Origin of the sequence: Flavimaricola marinus, from assembly GCF_900184895.1 — a bacterium.
Taxonomy (GTDB): Bacteria; Pseudomonadota; Alphaproteobacteria; order Rhodobacterales; family Rhodobacteraceae; genus Flavimaricola; species Flavimaricola marinus.
In genome coordinates, this window is the sequence record NZ_FXZK01000001.1 from 729467 (window position 1) to 747869 (window position 18403).

Genomic DNA, 18403 nt, shown 5'->3' on the forward strand with positions numbered 1-18403 from the left:
GCACCCAAGCACGGAAATCTCAACCCGGAAGCGGCGGCGCCGTCGGGCGGCGGCCCTTGCGGAGGATCTCGTCGATCACGGCATAGGTCGCGGGCATGAACCGGCCCGCGGATCGGGTCTCCGCCCACCATTGGGCACCGCCGGGCGTGGTCAGCAGATCGTGAAACATGTTGGCGCAGGCATCGTCCAGGCCAACCAGCTTCTTGGGCAAATCATTGTTATGCTTCAAGAAGTTTCCATAGATGTGAACGCCCTGCTCCAGATGCAGGCCAAAGGCGCGGCGCTCGGCCGGGGTCAGCGCCGCATAATCCTGATGACCGCGCTCGACGAGGTCGGCAAAGACCAGATCGTTGGTCGAGGACTTGAAATCGACCAAAGTCTGCAACAGCTCACGCCAGTTCGACAGCTCCGCCTGCTTGCGGCTGGCGCGGATCTCATAGGCCAGAAAGGCCACGGTCAGGATCACGGCCATCGCCGCCAGCAGATCGGCAATCGGGGTGAATTCACTCAGCGTCATCGGGCCACCTGTGTTGCGCGGTTGGTGCAGCATAGGACGGCAACGGCCGCGCTCAAACGAAAAAGCCCCGGCGCGAAGGCCGGGGCTTTGATCCGATAACGGTCGTAGTCAGGCAATCGGCTCTGGCTCGGGGCCGGCATCGTCCGACTTCTTGCGCCCCTTGGTCTTGGGGATCGCGGTGACAGAGGCACCGGGGCCCTGCGGCGTGACGTCGTCGTTGTCGTCGCCACGGTTGAGCGGCTCACCCGCGATGACCTTGCCGATCTCATTGCCGGTCAGGGTCTCGTATTCCAGCAAGCCCTGGGCCAGACGCTCAAGATCGTCGGCCTTCTCGGTGAGGATGCGCTTGGCGGTGTCATAGCCCTCGTCGATGATGCGGCGAACCTCTTCGTCGATCAGCTTCTGGGTCTCGGCCGAATGGCTGGTGCCGCCCGAATACGCGCCCAGATGGCTCTGCTGCTCGTTGGCATAGTCGATATGGCCGATCTTCTCGGACATGCCGAACTGGGTCACCATCGCACGGGCGATCTTTGTCACCTGCTGAATGTCAGAGGTGGCCCCCGAGGTCACGTTCTCGGGTCCAAAGATCAGCTCTTCCGCCACCTTGCCGCCCATCGCCATGGCGATCTTGGACTTGTACTTGGTGAAGGACACGCTCAACTGATCCCGCTCGGGCAGCGACAGGACCAGACCCAGCGCACGACCGCGCGGGATGATCGTCGCCTTGTGGATCGGATCATGCTCCGGCACGTTCAGGCCGACGATGGCGTGACCGGCTTCGTGATAAGCGGTCAGCTTCTTTTCGTCCTCGGACATCACCATCGACCGGCGCTCGGCACCCATCATGACCTTGTCCTTGGCGTTCTCGAAATCGATCATCGTCACGAACCGGCGGCCCACACGGGCGGCGGTCAGGGCGGCTTCGTTCACGAGGTTGGCCAGATCGGCACCCGAAAAGCCGGGGCAGCCACGGGCGATAATGCGCAGGTCCACATCGGGGCCAAGCGGCACCTTGCGGGCGTGCACACCGAGGATCTTCTCGCGGCCCTTGATGTCCGGGTTCGGCACGGTCACCTGACGGTCAAAGCGACCGGGGCGCAGCAGCGCAGGGTCCAGCACGTCAGGACGGTTGGTGGCAGCCACGATGATGATGCCTTCGTTGGCCTCGAAACCGTCCATCTCGACAAGCAACTGGTTCAACGTCTGCTCACGCTCGTCATTGCCGCCGCCATAGCCGACGCCACGCGACCGACCGACAGCGTCGATCTCGTCGATGAACACGATGCAGGGAGCGTTCTTCTTGGCCTGCTCGAACATGTCGCGGACACGGGATGCACCCACACCGACAAACATTTCGACGAAATCAGAACCGGAGATTGTGAAGAACGGCACGCCAGCCTCACCCGCAATGGCGCGGGCCAAGAGGGTCTTACCGGTGCCGGGCGGGCCGACAAGCAGCGCACCTTTGGGGATCTTGCCGCCCAGACGGCTGAATTTCTGCGGATTGCGCAGGAATTCGACGATCTCTTCGAGCTCTTCCTTGGCCTCGTCGATGCCGGCCACGTCGTCAAAGGTCACGCGGCCATGCTTTTCGGTCAGCAGCTTCGCGCGCGATTTGCCAAAGCCCATCGCCCCGCCTTTGCCGCCACCCTGCATCCGGTTCATGAAGTAGATCCAGACACCGATCAGCAGCAGGAACGGCAGCAGGCTCATCAGGAACGTCGTCAGACCGGACTGCTCCTGCGAGCGGGCAGACACCGGAATATCCTCTGCAATCAACAGGCTGGTGACTTCGGCGTCCTGCGGCTTGATGGTGACGTAGTCACGGCCATCGGTGCCGCGATAGCGCACCTGCTCGCCGTCGAGGGTAACCTGCGCCACGGCGCCTGATTCCACGGCCGCGACAAAATCGGAATAGCTTCGGGTGTTCGTTTGCAGCGTGCTCTGATTGCCGTTGAACAGATTGAACAAGGCCAGAACAAGGAGGAACAGCACAACCCAAAAGGCGATATTTCGCGCGTTGCCCAAGGTGATCTCCTTTGAAACAGAAAAGTGCTCGAAGCGCGTCATAGCGCCACGAGGGTTGAATGTAATGTAGAGATTACAATCCAATCTTCAATGCGAATCCCATGAGTCTTGGAACTCCGCGACAATCCGCGCGGAAAACGCGGGGTTAAGGCCCGCCAGCGGCGCGGCGATCAGCGTGTCTCCCTGCCAGACAGCCGGCGAGGCCAGCAGCGATTGGCGCGGCAGACCGCTGTCGCGCCATTCCGGGCACTGCGAAACCGCCTCGCCCAGCGCCCGCACCTCGTAATCGCCCGGCCCCTCGACGATCCAGCGGCCATCCCAGACCGCCCCCAATGGCGCGGTCACCTTGGCCACCGCCTGGTGCTCGCGGGTAAACCTTCGCACGCTGCCCTTTTGGCTGACCAAACACCCCGAAAGCGTGAATTTACCTGTGGTGGACAAGGCATAACCCATCGGCGCCAGCGTCGACCAGCGCGGGCCATAGTCCTTGCCACCGACCCATTTCAAAGCCGCGACATTCAGCCGCCGCGCGATCTCAGCGGGCAAGCTGTGGGGGTCGGCCAAGTCAAGAATCACGTCCCCGCGATCAATTTCGATCCGCGCCTCAACCGCGCTCCGGGTGTAGTAATCCAGCGCCGAGCGGGCCTGACCCAGTGCAAAGGCTGAGTGCATGATCCCTTCGGCATCAATGCCCAAAGGGGCCAACGCAGCCAGCGCAGCACGGGCGCGGGTGCGATCATAGGCGGGGTCTTCGTTGCTCGGGTCGTCGACCCAAGTCACGTCATTGCGGATCAGGTAATCACGCAATTCGGCGCGGCTCTGCTGCCACAGCGGGCGCACCCAAGTGACGCCATCGCGTTCAAACCGCGGGCGCATCGCGGCCAAACCGTCCAGCCCTGCCTTGCGGGAAAGTCGGATCAGAAAGGTCTCGGCGATGTCGTCCTGCGTATGACCCAACGCGACGCCTCCAACGCCCTGCGCTTTCGCCCAATCGGCGATCAGGCGATAGCGGGCCTCGCGGGCGGCGGCCTGAATGTTGCCCTTCGCCGCCGCGCCATCCCACTGCAAGACTGTGTGCGGCACCGCCAGTTCGGCGCAAAGGCGGGCGACGGCCTCGGCCTCGCGGGCGGCTTCGGCGCGCAAACCGTGGTTCAGGGTGACGGCCTGCACCGCATGGCCGGTCTGGGCCGCCCATCTGGCAAACAGATGCAAGAGAGCGGTGGAATCAGACCCGCCCGAGACGGCGACCGCGATCTTCTCCGGCGGGGTTCTGGGAAAGGCGGTATCGACGACATGGAGCAGCGGGGCGTCTTCGGCCTGCGCCAGCAACCAGCCTTGGTCTAGCTGCACCCCAATTCCCGCATGGCGCTTTGCGCGTCGACCATCGCTTCGCTGCCCGGAAAGCGCAGCGGCACTTCGGCCAAGGTCACGCAAGCGTCGGAGACCTGCCCCAAGGCGGCCAGCGACGTGCCGAGCTTGAACAGGGCATCCGCCGCCAGCGGGCCTTCGGGATCGCCCGAGAACCCGTCGAGGTAGGACCGTGCCGCGGCACTCATCTCGCCCAAGGATTCAAGGGCCTGACCGCGCAGGTAGTAGGCCTCCGAAGTGAGCGGGCCAGCCGGATAGGCCTGCACGAAAGTGGTGAAACTGTCGGCAGCGCCCTGAAAATCGCCGTCGACCAGCTTTTGCTGGGCACCGTCAAAGTCAATCTGCTCGCTCAGGGCGACCTGCGGACCATCGGTCGAAGGGGCGTCCTGCGGGGTCGGCACGACGGCGGCGCTGTCGACACCGCCAAGCGACGGGGTGTCGCCCAACATGCCGATATCGCAGCCTTCCTCCAGCTCGCACAGGCGGAACTCGAGGTCGCCGATGCGGTTGGTGCCATCGACCGTGATGCGGTTGATGCGGAACTCCAGCTCCTCAGTCTTCGAGGTCAAACGCTGCAATTCGGCCTCAATGGCGTCGAGGCGCTCCAGCGACGAGTTGCCCGAAATGCTGGTCGTCGCCAGCCCGGAGGTGTTCAACTCGTTGCGCAGGGATTGAATCTCGACATAGAGGATCGACAGCTTCTGACGGATGTCAGCAAGGCTCTGATCCTGCGCGGCAGCAGGGCCGGCCAAAAGGCCAACCATCGCCACCACCGCCAAAAGCGCGTTTCGTCCCACCATCATGCAGCCCCCCAAAGGCTTAGCTCAACGAGCCGATCGAAATGATCGTCACGGCCCGACGATTCTGAGAATAGCAGGATTCGTCCGAACACACAGCGACCGGGCGTTCCTTGCCATAGCTGACAGTGCGCAGACGACTGGCCGGAACACCACGGCTGATCAGGTAATCACGCACCGAATTGGCGCGACGACCGCCCAGAGCGACGTTGTATTCGCGGGTGCCCTGCTCGTCGGCATGGCCCTCGATCACGGCGAGATAGTCGGTGTTGGTGATCAACCACTGGGCCTGACCGTCCAGCGTCGCCATGCCCTGCGGCGTCAGGGTGAACTGATCGACCTGAAATAGAACCCGGTCGCCAACGGTCTGGCTGAAATAGGCGGCGCTCGTGGGATCGTTTGCACCGCCAAGAGCCGACTGATCGACCGCCGACGACGGCGGCAGGCCGGCATTGGGGTCGACGCCCCCGGCGCCAAATCGGTCCGGGTTGGTGCAGGCCGAAAGGCCCATCGCTGCGATCAACACCGCGGCTGTAAAGAGTCTGGTCATGGGTTCGCCCTTGATTGTCGTTTGCTCGTTAACCAATTCTGTATCACTTTTGCAGCGCCTGTGGAATGTGGCGCAGATAACGCCACGTTTCAGCGCTGAAGCGGGCCCCAGGAGGCGTCCGAGGCAAAACCGCTCAGCGGCACCTGGCGCAGATTGCGGCCCGAAATGTCCACCGAATAGAGCGATGGGCCACCGGCGGCACCTTGGGATTCGCGGGTGAACATCAGCACGCGTCCGTTGGGCGCCCATGTCGGGCTCTCGTCGAGGAAGCTGGCGGTCAGCAGGCGCTCTTCGCTGCCATCGGTGCGCATCACACCGATGTGGAAACGACCGGCATTCTGCTTGGTGAATGCCACCAGATCGCCGCGCGGGGACCAGACCGGGCTGCCATAGCGGCCTTCGCCAAAGGAAATCCGGCGGGGCTCCCCACCCGAGGCGGGCATGATGTAGAGCTGCTGGCTGCCAGAACGATCGCTCTCGAAGACGATCTGCGTGCCATCGGGCGACAGCGACGGCGATGTCTCGATCGACGGCGCGTTGGTCAGGCGGGTATGGGTGCCCGAGGCAAGGTCGGTGCGGTAGATGTCGGTATTGCCGCCATTGGACAGGCTGTAGATCACCGAGGTGCCATCGCGCGAAAAGCGCGGCGAAAAGGCCATATCGCCCTCGGCGGTGCTCAACTGACGGCGACCGACGCTTGCTACGTCCAGAAGGTTGACGCGGGGAAAGCCGCTCTCATAGCTGGTATAGGACACGCGGTCGCCCGTGGGCGAAAAGCGCGGGGCCAGCACAAGGGCAGAGCTGTCGGTCAGAAACTGGGTATTGGCCCCGTCGTAATCCATGATGGCAAGGCGACGCAGGCGGTTATCCTTGGGGCCGCTTTCGGCCACATAGACGACGCGGCTGTCGAAATAGCCGCTCTCGCCGGTGATGCGGGAATAGACCGCATCGGCGACCTTGTGCGCCATCCGGCGCCAGCCGTCGGTGGTGCCGGCGAATTGCAGACCCTCGCCCAGTTCGGCACCGGAGAACACGTCATAGAGGCGGAACTTCACCGTCAACTGACTGCCATTGACGGACACCGCACCCACGACCAGAGCCTGCGCATTGATCGCCCGCCAATCGGCAAAGGCGACCGGCTGGGCAAAGCTGTTCACCGTCGAGATGAAGGCCGAGGCCGGAATCTCGCGAAACAGGCCGGTGCCGGTCAAATCCTGACTGACGAGGCGGGTGATATCAGAGGCCAGTTGCTCTGCACCCGCGGTTTCGGCCTGAAACAAGGGGGCCGCAAAAGGCAGCGGTTCGATCACGCCTTCGGTGATCTCGATGCGCAGCGGCGTCTGGGCCACGGCCGGAAAGGCCAGCATCAGCGCAGCCAGAAGGCTCAGAAAAGCTTTGAACATTGCATCCTCGTCATAAACGGGTCTTGGGGCATCATACGGCCTGCGCAGCCAACATCAAAGCTGTCGCGCGGGATAGGGGAATTGCGGACCGAAAAACGCCGTACTGTCATTGGGGCAACGCCTCGACCGCAGTAAAGTTCATTCGAACGTCGCGCCAGTGCTCGTATTTGCCGGCCGGCAGGGCATATCCGTCAACCTGACAGATCAGAACCGCGCGGCGCGCCGCCTGAAACGCCAGCTCCACCGCCTCCGGGGCAGCGTCAGAGTGGGTCAGCATCTCGACGCGGTTGTCGATGACACGGCCCTCGGGAGACAAGGCAAACGCAACGGTCACCGAGACGCCGGCTGCCGGCGATGCCGGATCGACCATCCAGCACGCTGAAACAGCAGCGCCAAATGCCGCCCTCTCGCCATCCGTCATCGGCGGCGCGCCTTCGGCAAGCGCCAGCGACGGGATCAGAGCGATCAGCAGGGACAGGCCGCGCATCCTCATCTGATCCTCATATCGGCAGGGTTGAACGTCATCTCGACGAGGCGCCACTGCTCGTATTTGTCGGCAGGCAGCGGGAAGCCGTCGGCCTGACAGCGCAGGACGGCGCGGCGGGCGGATTCAAACGCCGTCTGCACCGCCGCAGGCTCTCCGCCGGTGTTGTTGATCATCATCACGTTGTTGCCGACGACCCGGCCATCGCGGCCAAGTTCGAAGGCGACGGTGACGGTCACACGGGCTGCGGTAGAGCCGGGGTCGACGACCCAACAGCCCTGCACCGATAGGCGGAACGCATCACGCTCCGCACCGGTCATCGGCGGTCCGGGGTTGCTAGCGGCTGCCGCGGCCACGGCGGCGGCGATGGCATCGGCGTCGGCGTTCTGACTGTCCGCCGTTGCGGGGCTGCTCGGGGTCTCCGGAGCGGCGGCGGGCGGCGTCGGGCGCGACGGGCGGGCCGGTGGGCGGACAGCCGTCTCGACCGCACCGGACGGGGTCTCGGCCTCGGTGACGATCTCGGTCGTGGCCTCCTCGGGGGCGGTCGCCTCCTGCGCCTCCTCCACGACCTCTTCGGCCGGAGCGTCGGGGGCGACCTCCTGCTGCACCACCGGGGCCACTTCGGTCTCGGGCGGCGGCGGCAAAGCGGCTTCCGGGGCCACGCGCGGGGCCGGGCGGGGCTGCGGACGCACAGCGACAGACGGAATAGCGGCCGACGGCGGCGGCGCAGGCGGCTCCGGCGCGACGACCTCGGGGGGCAGGTCGATCACGTCCTGCGGCGGCGGCGGCAGCGGATCGGGCGTCGCGGGCACCGGAATTTCCTCGACCGGCGGGACCGGCGCAGGCTCGGGCGGCGGCGGGGTCACCGGGGCCTCGGGCTCGGGCGGCGGGGTGGTCTCGGTCGGGGTCTCGGGCACTGCCGGGGTATCGGGGGTGGTCGGAGCCACGGGCGTGGTGTCCTGCGGCTGCGGCGAGGTCGCGGCGACGATCGCGGCGTATTCCTCGCCCGACACGACGGAGATCTCCGTAACCTCAAAGGGCAACGGATCCTGGGTCAATCCCCAGCCTACCAGCAGCCAGAGGATCAAAGCCGTATGGCCGATAGCCGACACCACCACGCCGGGGGTGACCCGGCGGGTTTCTGGCTCGCCGTCGATCGGCTCCAGGTCGTCTTCGATGCTCATGGCTTGCCCACGGGCGGCCCGCCTCTACTGATCGGCCGCCGAAACCGGCGCGCCATCCAATGTCGGGCCGCCGATGTCGGTGACCAGACCGATGTTCGAGAAGCCCGCCGCGTTCAGCGCACCCATCACCTCGGCAACGCGGTTCCACACGTTCGCCCCGTCCGCACGCAGGAAGATGCGGTCGCTGGTGCGCTCCGTGGCAATCGCGGTCAGGCGGGGGATCAAATCCTCCTCGCCCACGCGTGTGGTCTGGATCATCAAGGCGCCATCGGCGGTGATGGTCACGGTCAGGGGCTCTTCCTCGTCGCTCGGCAGGGCATTGGCAGAGGTCTTGGGCAGCTCGACAGGCACGCCGACCGTCAGCAACGGGGCGGCGACCATGAAAATGATCAAAAGGACCAACATCACGTCAACGAACGGGGTGACGTTGATCTCGGCCATCGGCTGGCTGCGGGCGCGGCGGCGGCGACGGCGGGTGCCACCGTCGTCGGCACCCTTCATGACTCCGGCCCCCATCTCAGCTATCCAACTGACGGCTGAGGATCGTGGCGAACTCGTCGGCAAAGGCTTCGTAGCCGGCGACGATACGGTCGCTGTCGGCACTCAGCTTGTTATAGTAGATCACGGCAGGAATAGCCGCGAGCAGGCCAAGGCCCGTGGCAAGCAACGCCTCGGCAATACCGGGGGCCACGACGGCAAGGTTGGTGTTCTGGGCTTCGGCGATCTCGATAAAGGCATTCATGATGCCCCAGACCGTGCCGAAAAGGCCCACGAAGGGGGCGGTCGACCCGGTGGTGGCAAGAACGGGCAAACCCTTCTGCAGCTTTGCGGCCTCCTTGGCGATGGCCACATCCATGCTGCGGTCGATCCGGGCCTGCGCCCCGGCGATCAGACCACCGTCCTGCCGATGGGATCTGCGCCACTCCAACATGCCGGCCGCGAATATCTTCTGGCTCTGACCGCTCGGGGTCGGGTCGATCTGCTCGAACAGAGCATCCAGCGGCTCGCCGGACCAGAAACTGCGGTCGAAAACGGCAGCCTCCTTGCGGGCCTTGCGATACTGAATCGCCTTGTCGACGATCACCGCCCAACACCACAGAGACGCCACCACGAGCATCACCATGACAAATTTTACGATTAACGTCGCCCGGGCGAACAACGCCCACATCGTGAAGTCGCTTGCGTGTTCCATCTGCCTGCTCTTTTTGCCGCCGAATTATGCTTTATGCAGCCGTCTGCGCAGCCGCTTACGCCCTGTTTATCGCATCATCCAGCAGAAATCCAACGCAACCGCAGTCACGACTGCGTTTTCCGGCCGGCAACGGCCCGACTATAGGCGAAGTCCCGCCGGAAGGCGCACCGGGCGGCCCTCAAGGCTCATCGAGACGAGCACGACAAGGGCCGAAAACATCCGGGTCTCACCACGCCAGACCTCTTGGGTCAGGGTCAGGCTGGTGCGGCGATGCTCGACCAGGGCGGTGCGGACCTGCAACTGGTCGTCATAGCGGGCCGGGCTCAGGTAATCCGCCTCGAGGCGGCGAACCACGAAAACGACACCGGCCTCGTCCTTCAGGGCGCCCTGCGCGATTCCCATCTCGCGAATCCACTCGGTGCGGGCGCGCTCGATAAAGCGCAGATAATTGGCGTAGTAGACGATGCCGCCCAAATCGACATCTTCGTAGTAGACGCGCAGATCGAAGGTATGGGTCATGCCGTTCGCCCCATCCGGGCGCTCAACCGATAGGCCAGCGCCGGATCGCGCGAAACCGGGGGCAACACCGGATCATAGGCAGCGCGGACCAAAGCCCCGAATTCAGGTCGCAGCATCACATCTCCCTTCGGGCCGGCAAGCAGCGGCGACGTCTCGGCAAAGGCCGCATCCGACCACAACAGGATCACCTGCACCGCCTGAGACAGCGCCAGAGTCTCCGCCGAGACCTCCGCCAAATGCTGATCCATGCGAACAAATACAAAGGCCGCGCGAATCGTGCCGGCCTCGTCAAAGCGGAAAATGCGATACTGGTTCGCCTCGGCTGCCTGCAAACGGTCGAGCAACGGCGCAAGGTCCGGGACCAACCGCTCCAGATTCGGCACGCCCGAAAGCTCCGCCCAGTCTGAGACGAAGAACATCATCAGGTTGGCACCCAACTCGACATCCACATCCGACATCTTGTGGCCCGCAAGGGTCACGACCGCCTCCAGCGCGCCCTTCAGCGCGGGCAAGGTCGTGTCATCCACACCAAAGATCACCGGCACGATCGGGCGATCCCAGCGGGCAAACACGAAGGACCCGTCCTTGCGGGTGAACAGCGGCTCGATTTCAGATGGCTCCAACATGGCGCAACTGGTCGCAAATCCGGCGGGGCAAGACAAGAGCACGGCATCAGCTTCTTTGGGTCTAAAATATCCCCGCCGGAGGCAAAGCCCGGTCAGCCAAAGAAATCCTGCTGCCCCTTCGGCACGTCCAGCCCCAGATGCGTCCAAGCCTTCTGCGCCAGCATCCGGCCGCGCGGGGTGCGCTGGATCAGACCCTGCTGGAGCAGGAACGGCTCGATTACCTCCTCCAGCGCGTCGCGGCTTTCGCTCAGCGCGGCACTCAACGTCTCGATGCCGACCGGGCCGCCCATATAGTTCTCGGCGACAAGACGGAGGTAACGGCGGTCCGCCCCGTCAAGGCCCAGATGATCCACGCCAAGCCGGGTCAGCGCCCGGTCGGCGATCTCGCGGGTGACCGTGCCATCGCCCTCGACCAGCGCGAAATCCACCACGCGGCGAAGCAACCGGCCCGCGATGCGGGGGGTGCCGCGCGCACGTCTGGCGATCTCCTGGGCGCCATCGACAGCCGCCGGGGCACCCATAAGACGCGCCCCGCGTGTCACGATCTCATGGAGCTCCGAAACGGTATAAAACTCCAGCCTTGTGGGGATCCCGAACCGGTCGCGAAGCGGCGTGGTCAGCAGGCCCAGCCGGGTCGTCGCCCCCACCAGCGTAAAGGGCTGCAACTCGATGCGCACGGTGCGGGCGGCCGGGCCTTCGCCGATCACCAGATCGAGCTCGAAATCCTCCAGCGCCGGGTAAAGCACCTCCTCGACCGCCGGGTTCAGACGATGGATCTCGTCGATGAACAGCACATCGCGGGCCTCGAGATTGGTAAGGATCGCCGCCAGATCGCCCGCCTTGGCCAGCACCGGGCCAGAGGTCATGCGAAAACCCACGCCCAACTCGCGGGCCATGATCTGGGCCAGCGTCGTCTTGCCCAATCCGGGGGGGCCGTGGAACAGGGTGTGATCCATCGCCTCGCCGCGCATCTTGGCGCTCTCGATGAACACCTTCAGGTTCGCGCGTGCTTCAGCTTGGCCAATAAACTCATCAAGCTGCTGAGGACGCAGCGCACGGTCCTCGCCCTCTCCGGGCTGGCGCTCAGGGGCGACGTCGCGGGTCTCGTCCATCCGGCTACCCTTTCGGCGCCAAGAGCTTCAGCGCCGCCCGGATCAGGGCCGCAGCCTCCGCATCAGGCGCATCACTTGCGGCCTGCGCAACGGCGCCCACCGCTTCGCTCGGGCCGTATCCAAGGTTCTGCAATGCCGACAGCGCATCCGCTTGGGCCGAACTCTGTGCCGCGGCGGCCGCCGCCTTCGGGCGCGAAACCGGCTGCGGGCTGGGCTCGACAACCGGTTCGTCGGGCACATCGGTAACCGAGGCCGCTCCGCCCACCATCGCCATCATCGACGGGGCCTTGTCCTTCAACTCCATGACCACGCGCTGCGCCGTCTTGGGGCCGACGCCCTTGGCCTTTGCCAGCGCCGACCAATCACCCAAGGCAATCGCCTTGCCGACGCCATCGGGGCCAAGCGCTCCGAGGATGGCCAGCGATCCCTTCGCCCCGATTCCCTGCACGGAGGTCAGCAACCGGTGCCACTCCTTCTCAGCCAGGGTCAGGAAGCCGAACAGCTGCAAGATGTCCTCGCGGACCAACAGGTCGGTATAGAGGGCCGCCGCCTCGCCCACGCCGGGCAGCGCCGCCATCACGCGGTCCGAGACATAGACGACATAGCCCACACCGCGCACGTCGATCAGCACGTGATCCGTGGCCCTATAGTCGATGCGTCCTGAGAGTTTGCCGATCATGCCTGAGCTCTTTGCACAGCGCGGGCCAAATGTCCCGCCGATTGCAGATGCAGGGCATGACACATGGCAATCGCCAAGGCATCGGCGGAATCCGGACCGTGCAGCTTCACGCCCGGCAGATGCAGGCGCACCATGTGCTCGATCTGCTTCTTGTCGGCATGACCCACGCCCACAATCGCCTTCTTGACGGCGTTCGGAGCATATTCGCCCACGGTCAGCCCCGCCTGCGCCGGGACCAGCAACGCGATGCCGCGGGCTTGGCCCAGCTTCAGGGTGCCGGCGCCGTCGCGGTTGACAAAGGTCTGCTCCACGGCGGCCACATCGGGAACGTGATCGCGGATCACCTGCGTCAGCTGCACATGCAGCGACAGCAGGCGCAGCGCGAGATCCGCGCCCTCCGATTTGCAGACGCCGTTGGCCACATGGCGAACCTTCGAGCCGACCGACTCGATCACCCCCCAGCCCATGTTCCTCAGACCGGGATCGATGCCCAAAACCCGCATATGCGCCTCGCTGCGATTTGTTATTGAGATTCAATTAGCACAAAAGGCGAACATGCGCCAAGCCGGGGGCGTGCAGGTCGCAAGAGCAAAACGGCAATATTGACACAATCCGACACAACCAAGGGCGAATAGCGACCCGTCGCGCGACAAAGGCGACAGATCCATCACGGCAATTTTACACTTAGTTTACATTACCTTACAGGACCACGCCGATATGCACCGCACGCATTGGACCTATGCAATAATGGCTCTTTTCCGAGTCGGAATAAGAGACTAGCTGCCCCTCATGAAAACACACACTGCACCTTTTTAGGGCAGCCCCGCACAGGAAACAGGCAAAATGACAACTCTCGACACAAACCGCTCGGTCAGCGGCTCCGCTGGCATCATTTCATTTTTCTCCGGCGTTTTCGGCACCTTGGCCGCATGGAACGACGCACGGATCACCCGCAAGTCGCTGTCCAAGCTGACCGCTCGCGAGCTCGACGACATCGGCCTTTGCCGTGGCGACATCGACAGCATCTCCGCCCGCGGCGCACGGTTCTGATCAACCGCGCATAGCAACGCGTCAAAAGAAAATACCAAAGGCCGCGCCGGAAAACCGACGCGGCCTTTTCTTTTGGTCACACGCAACACACGGCCGCGTAGTTGCTCGACACCTCGCCCACCAAACGAACAAAGGCCGCTGCGCTTTCGCGCAACAGCCCATCACCTGGGTCGTCCGGTCCAAACCAAGGGCAGAGACGCAGTCGGCCGTCAGGCCGAGCGCGTCACGGCACTCAGGGGCTCGGGATAAACGGCTTGATCACGGTGGCGACCGTCTGGGTCGCCGGATCGGCCTGCAAGAACCATGCACCGGCCTGCTCGACGATCGACCCTTCCGCCAAGGCGGTCACGCGGTTGTCGTAGGTCGCGGCCCCGAGATAGGCGAGCAAGAAGCCCTTGTAGAGGAACGCCGCCGCGAACAGGATGATGAACCCGCGCAACGGAAAGCTTGGCATCCGACGCCGCGGATAGGCAGAGATCAAACCGTCCTTGCCGATCTTGGCAACGATACCGCTCTCGCGCATTCTGCTGTGGCGCTTGATCACCCGCTTCAGGCGGTGATCGAAATTTTCTACTGTCTGAGACATGGCAGCCTCCGTAAGACGCCCCCGCCTCACTGAGACTGTTTTCGACGGCAATTGTGGCAAAACTTGGGCAGTTAACCCAACCGGCTCGAAATTACGGCAAATTTCAGTAAACTCGGCTCAGGGTCAGCGCCGTCCAGTCAACAATGTCCTCCCGGTGGCGCAATTGTAGCCCAACCCCCTTGTAAACCTCGAGAATCGCCTCCGCCTGCGTGGTTAACAAGCCAGAGAGAATCACGATGCCACCGGGGCGGACATGGGCCGCCATCGCGGGGGCAAGCTCGGTGAGAGGGCCCTTGAGGATATTCGCAAAGATCAGATCATAGGGGGCGGCATCGTGCAGCGCCGGGGCGTCAAAGCCCGCCGCCTCGAGGCAGGCCACCCGGTGCTGCATCCCGTTCGCCGCCACATTGGTGCGGGCCACGTCCACGGCCACCTGATCGATGTCACTGGCCAGAATCGGGCCCGCCTCCGGCCAGACCGCGGCCGCCGCCATCGCAAGAACCGCGGTGCCGCAGCCGATATCCGCCACCGCCTTGGCCTCCCAACCCTCGTCGACCAGACGGTCGAGGGCGCGCAAACAGCCCAGGGTGGTGCCATGGTGTCCGGTGCCAAAGGCCATCGAGGCCTCGATCAAGAGCGCCAGTCTGTCGTCGGGCACCTTGTCCGCATCGTGGCCGCCATAGACAAAGAACCGGCCGGCCTCGACAGGGGCCAGCTCGCGGCGCACATGGGCGACCCAATCCACATCGGGAACTTCCGAGATGACAAACGGCTTCGCCCCATAAGACGCCGCCAACAGGTCGAGCACCACCGCATCCGGGGCGCCCTCGAAATACGCGCAGACCTCCCACAAACCGGAGTCGTCCTCGATCTCGAATGTGCCGACACCGTAAGGCGCCGGATCCAGATCCTCCAAAACCTCCGCAAGAGCCTCCGCGGGGGCCTGCCCCATCATCGTCGTGATCGCAGTAAATGTCGGCATCTGGCCCTCCTGATTTCTTCCCCGCCTAGACCGTCGGCCCAAAACGGTCAATCCAACGCGCCGCGGCACCCCTTCTTTGGGTCACAAATATCCCCGCCGGAGGCTCCGACCGCGACACAGGCACAGACCTTGGGCAATCGGTGACGACCGCCAAAAGGATCACTCCACGTCGTCGCCGTCCCGCCCGTTCCCGTCGAAGCCCGGTCAAGACTCGCGGCAGGGCCCGAGCTGGTCTGAAATCCTCGGCCCGACAACCACTCAATAAAAACTCTGCGGATCTATATCGACCTGTATCCGCAACTCCCCCCGCAGCCGGAACTGCCCGACCCACTCCGCCAAAGCCGCCTGCAACGGGGCCGATTTCTCGGCCTTCACCAGCAGCCGCACCCGGTGCCGTCCGCGAACACGGGCGATCGGGGCGGGCGCGGGGCCGTAGACCTGCGCCCCGATCCGGCGCAGAGGTCCGTCCTGCCGGGCCATCGCCGCGCCCAGATCAAAGACCTCCTGCGAATTGGTGCTGCTCAGCACGATTCCCGCCATCCGACCATAAGGCGGCACCCCGGCGGCACGACGCTCCCCGGCCTCGGCGTTCCAGAACGCCTCCTCGTCGCCGGCGAGGATTGCCCGGATTACCGGATGCTCCGGCTGAAACGTCTGCAGGACCGCCTCGCCCGGCGCCTCGGCGCGGCCTGCCCGCCCCGCTACCTGGCGCATCAGTTGAAACGTGCGCTCCGCGGCGCGCAGGTCCGATCCCTGCAGCCCCAGATCGGCGTCAATCACGCCCACCAACGTCAGCTTGGGAAAGTTATGGCCCTTGGCGACCAGCTGCGTGCCGATGATCACGTCGGCCGCGCCCTCGGCGATCTCTGCGATATGGGCCTTCAGCGCCCGGGCAGAGCCATAGAGGTCCGACGACAGGACCGCGATCCGGGCTTCGGGAAACAGCACGGCGGCCTCCTCGGCGAGGCGCTCGACACCGGGGCCAACCGGGGACAAGCGATCCTCCGCCTCGCAATGGGGGCAGACGGTCGGCATCGGCTTCGTCTCGCCGCACTGGTGGCACATCAGGCGCTTGAGGAAGCGGTGCTCGACCATCCGGGCGTCGCAATGGTCACAGCCGATCTGATGGCCGCAAGCACGGCACAGGGTGACTGGGGCATAGCCACGGCGGTTAATGAACAACAACGCCTGCTCGCCCTTGGCGATGCGGTCGCGAACGCCATTGGCAAGGGTGGGCGAGACCCACTGGCCACCCGGCAAATCCTCGGCGCGCATGTCTATCGCGCGCATCTTGGGCATCACGGCAGCACCAAACCGAGAGGTCAGGTCCAGCCGGGCGTATTTGCCCGCCTCCACATTTGCCCAGCTCTCGAGGCTGGGGGTGGCCGAGGCGAGCACCACCTGGGCCCCGTTCAGCGAGGCGCGGAGCACGGTCATGTCGCGGGCATTGTAGAGGACGCCGTCCTCCTGCTTGTAGGAGGTGTCATGCTCCTCATCGACAACGACAAGGCCCAGATCGCGAAACGGCAGAAACAGGGCCGAGCGGGCGCCGACGACCAATTGGGCATCGCCCTGGCCGACCATACGCCAACAGCGGCGGCGCTCGGTGCTGGTCACGCCGGAATGCCACTCGGCCGGGCGCATACCGAAACGGGCCTCGACGCGGTCGATGAATTCGCCGGATAAGGCAATCTCGGGCAGCAGGACCAAGGCCTGCCGACCCATGCGGAGGCACTCGGCAACGGCCTCCAGATAGACCTCGGTCTTGCCCGACCCGGTGACACCACGCAGCAACGTGGTGCCGTAGGTGCCAGAGCGGACCGCTTCGCGCAGGACCATCGCGCCCTTGGCCTGATCGGGGGTCAGATCCTTGCCGCCATGATCGGGGTCGAGCGGGGGATAGGGCGTGTCGCGGGGGGCTTCCTCCTCGGCCACGGCACCGAGCTTGACGAGGCCCTTGACCACAGAAGTGCCCACCCCCGCCATCTCGGCCACCTCGCCCAGCGTGAAGGACAAGCCGCCGTATTCCTCGAAGACGGCGAGCACCTTTTCGCGGGCGGCGGTCATGCGATCGGGGCGGCTGGGGCCGAGGCGATAGACCAGACGCTTGCCGGGGGGATCGCCCAGCCCCGGGGCGCGGGTGGCCAGACGAAGCATCGCGGGCATCGGGGTCAGTGTATAGTCGGCGGCCTTGGACAGAAAGCTGCGCATTTCCTGACGCATCGGGGCCACGTCCAAGGTGCGGATGACCGAGCGGATTTTCGAATGGTCATAATCACCCTTGCCGGGGCCCCAGACCACGCCCATCACCTTGCGCGGGCCGAGGGGGACTTCGACATAGGCGCCGAGCCAGACACCGCCCTCCGGTGCCTTGTAGTCGAGCAGACGGTCGAGCGGCTGTGTGGTCAGCACGGCCACCAACTGGCCCTGTTCGAAATGCTCGGGGGTCATGTGGCCTTGCGCAGACCGGCGGTCAGCACGCCCATGGCAATGAGCACCGCGCCGCCGGTGCGGGTCATCCAGTGCAAGACGGCCGGACGGCGAACCTGCACGCGCAAACGGTCAGCGACGAGGGCGTAGGCGAGAGCGTTCAGGGCGGCGAGGCCCACGAAGGTGGCGATCAGGATGGCGAATTGCGGGATCAGCGGCGCGTCGGGGCGGAGGAACTGCGGCACGAAGGCGATGAAGAAGACGATGGATTTCGGGTTCAGCGCCGTGACCGCCGCCGCATGGGCATAGACGCGCGACGGGGCGACCGCGGCGACCTGCTCCAGCGTGCCGAGACGGGCGCTGCCGGCACTGCGGATCATGCCGATCCCCATCCAGATCAGATAGAGCGCACCGAGCCATTTGATCGCGGTGAACAGTGTGGCGGAGGCAAGGACCAGGGCGCCCAGCCCGGCAAGAGAGGCGGTCATCGCGATCAGATCGCCCGTCGCCACGCCCGCCGCGCTGGCCACGGCGACGCGGCGGCCCTGGGTCAGGGCATAGGACAGCACGAGCACGATCGTCGGACCGGGGATCACCAGCAAGACACAGCTCGCCGCGACGAATGTCAGCCAAAGATGCATGTCCATGATCCGAATCCTCTCGTGACGGTCCGGCCTCTAGAAAGCGGCGGAATGCGCCGATGTTCAAGCGGGCAATCCGTGCGAAAGGCCCTGCGGCGTGGGAGGTTTGGCTTAGGCCATCGCAACGGAAAACCCAAGCGGCCTTTGGGCGGCGGCGGACCGGGGCGCTGCCCCGGACCCCGGAGTTTTCCGGCCAAGATGAAAGAAGCCGTTGTTACTCAATTGCATCGCACCGGATCCGGTGGTGCGGTTTTG

The 18403-nt window shown here is 64.8% G+C and carries 20 protein-coding genes; 1 reads left to right on the forward strand and 19 read right to left on the reverse strand.

Going from position 1 to position 18403, the window contains the following annotated elements:
- Positions 1 to 19 precede the first annotated feature (19 nt).
- From LOM8899_RS03610 to ruvC, 15 genes are all read right to left on the reverse strand, one after another.
- Complete coding sequence (locus LOM8899_RS03610; RefSeq protein WP_133064971.1) at positions 20 to 517, reverse strand: hypothetical protein; 498 nt, start codon at positions 515 to 517, stop codon at positions 20 to 22.
- Positions 518 to 625: 108 nt separating this feature from the next.
- Positions 626 to 2545: an ATP-dependent zinc metalloprotease FtsH gene (ftsH, locus tag LOM8899_RS03615; protein WP_093991399.1), complete on the reverse strand. Its 1920-nt coding sequence runs from the start codon at positions 2543 to 2545 to the stop codon at positions 626 to 628.
- An 87-nt stretch (positions 2546 to 2632) separates the two neighbouring features.
- Complete coding sequence (gene tilS / locus LOM8899_RS03620; RefSeq protein WP_245820419.1) at positions 2633 to 3895, reverse strand: tRNA lysidine(34) synthetase TilS; 1263 nt, start codon at positions 3893 to 3895, stop codon at positions 2633 to 2635.
- Positions 3886 to 4716 (reverse strand): tol-pal system protein YbgF, encoded by an 831-nt coding sequence (gene ybgF, locus LOM8899_RS03625; protein WP_093990763.1) that lies wholly within the window; start codon positions 4714 to 4716, stop codon positions 3886 to 3888. The genes tilS and ybgF overlap by 10 nt, the downstream gene beginning before the upstream one ends.
- A 16-nt stretch (positions 4717 to 4732) precedes the next feature.
- Complete coding sequence (pal, locus tag LOM8899_RS03630) at positions 4733 to 5260, reverse strand: peptidoglycan-associated lipoprotein Pal (protein ID WP_093990764.1); 528 nt, start codon at positions 5258 to 5260, stop codon at positions 4733 to 4735.
- An 89-nt stretch (positions 5261 to 5349) separates the two neighbouring features.
- The gene (gene tolB / locus LOM8899_RS03635; RefSeq protein ID WP_093990765.1) at positions 5350 to 6663 is read right to left on the reverse strand and encodes a Tol-Pal system beta propeller repeat protein TolB; all 1314 of its coding nucleotides are present in this window, start codon (positions 6661 to 6663) and stop codon (positions 5350 to 5352) included.
- Between the two features lie 106 nt (positions 6664 to 6769).
- Positions 6770 to 7150, reverse strand: coding sequence for a cell envelope integrity protein TolA (gene tolA, locus LOM8899_RS03640; protein WP_093990766.1), 381 nt, complete (start codon positions 7148 to 7150; stop codon positions 6770 to 6772).
- A 2-nt stretch (positions 7151 to 7152) separates the two neighbouring features.
- On the reverse strand, positions 7153 to 8331 hold the full coding sequence (gene tolA, locus LOM8899_RS03645) for a cell envelope integrity protein TolA (protein WP_093990767.1): 1179 nt from the start codon (positions 8329 to 8331) through the stop codon (positions 7153 to 7155).
- A 24-nt stretch (positions 8332 to 8355) separates the two neighbouring features.
- The gene (locus tag LOM8899_RS03650; RefSeq protein WP_093990768.1) at positions 8356 to 8847 is read right to left on the reverse strand and encodes an ExbD/TolR family protein; all 492 of its coding nucleotides are present in this window, start codon (positions 8845 to 8847) and stop codon (positions 8356 to 8358) included.
- A gap of 1 nt (position 8848) precedes the next feature.
- The gene (gene tolQ, locus LOM8899_RS03655; protein WP_211096158.1) at positions 8849 to 9523 is read right to left on the reverse strand and encodes a protein TolQ; all 675 of its coding nucleotides are present in this window, start codon (positions 9521 to 9523) and stop codon (positions 8849 to 8851) included.
- A 138-nt stretch (positions 9524 to 9661) separates the two neighbouring features.
- A complete protein-coding gene (gene ybgC / locus LOM8899_RS03660; RefSeq protein ID WP_093990769.1) occupies positions 9662 to 10042 on the reverse strand; it encodes a tol-pal system-associated acyl-CoA thioesterase in 381 nt (126 codons plus the stop codon).
- Positions 10039 to 10668, reverse strand: a complete 630-nt coding sequence (locus tag LOM8899_RS03665; protein WP_093990770.1) for a hypothetical protein — start codon at positions 10666 to 10668, stop codon at positions 10039 to 10041. The genes ybgC and LOM8899_RS03665 overlap by 4 nt, the downstream gene beginning before the upstream one ends.
- Positions 10669 to 10760: 92 nt before the next feature.
- On the reverse strand, positions 10761 to 11780 hold the full coding sequence (gene ruvB, locus LOM8899_RS03670; RefSeq protein ID WP_093990771.1) for a Holliday junction branch migration DNA helicase RuvB: 1020 nt from the start codon (positions 11778 to 11780) through the stop codon (positions 10761 to 10763).
- A gap of 4 nt (positions 11781 to 11784) precedes the next feature.
- A complete protein-coding gene (ruvA, locus tag LOM8899_RS03675) occupies positions 11785 to 12459 on the reverse strand; it encodes a Holliday junction branch migration protein RuvA (RefSeq protein WP_093990772.1) in 675 nt (224 codons plus the stop codon).
- Positions 12456 to 12962 carry a crossover junction endodeoxyribonuclease RuvC gene (gene ruvC, locus LOM8899_RS03680; protein ID WP_093990773.1) on the reverse strand — a complete coding sequence of 169 codons (507 nt, stop codon included), beginning with the start codon at positions 12960 to 12962 and terminating at the stop codon, positions 12456 to 12458. The genes ruvA and ruvC overlap by 4 nt, the downstream gene beginning before the upstream one ends.
- Positions 12963 to 13302: 340 nt before the next feature.
- Between ruvC and LOM8899_RS03685 the strand changes: the two genes are divergently transcribed.
- Positions 13303 to 13509, forward strand: coding sequence for a DUF1127 domain-containing protein (locus LOM8899_RS03685; protein ID WP_093990774.1), 207 nt, complete (start codon positions 13303 to 13305; stop codon positions 13507 to 13509).
- Positions 13510 to 13741: 232 nt separating this feature from the next.
- Here LOM8899_RS03685 and LOM8899_RS03690 read toward each other — a convergent pair whose 3' ends face one another.
- The 4 genes from LOM8899_RS03690 to LOM8899_RS03705 form a co-directional block, all read right to left on the reverse strand.
- Positions 13742 to 14095, reverse strand: coding sequence for a hypothetical protein (locus LOM8899_RS03690; RefSeq protein ID WP_245820420.1), 354 nt, complete (start codon positions 14093 to 14095; stop codon positions 13742 to 13744).
- Positions 14096 to 14198: 103 nt separating this feature from the next.
- Positions 14199 to 15077 (reverse strand): 50S ribosomal protein L11 methyltransferase, encoded by an 879-nt coding sequence (locus tag LOM8899_RS03695; protein WP_093990775.1) that lies wholly within the window; start codon positions 15075 to 15077, stop codon positions 14199 to 14201.
- Between the two features lie 258 nt (positions 15078 to 15335).
- Entirely contained in the window at positions 15336 to 17528 is a 2193-nt protein-coding gene (locus tag LOM8899_RS03700; RefSeq protein WP_093990776.1) for a primosomal protein N', read from the reverse strand.
- The gene (locus LOM8899_RS03705; RefSeq protein WP_093990777.1) at positions 17525 to 18154 is read right to left on the reverse strand and encodes a LysE family translocator; all 630 of its coding nucleotides are present in this window, start codon (positions 18152 to 18154) and stop codon (positions 17525 to 17527) included. The genes LOM8899_RS03700 and LOM8899_RS03705 overlap by 4 nt, the downstream gene beginning before the upstream one ends.
- Positions 18155 to 18403: the final 249 nt, after the last annotated feature.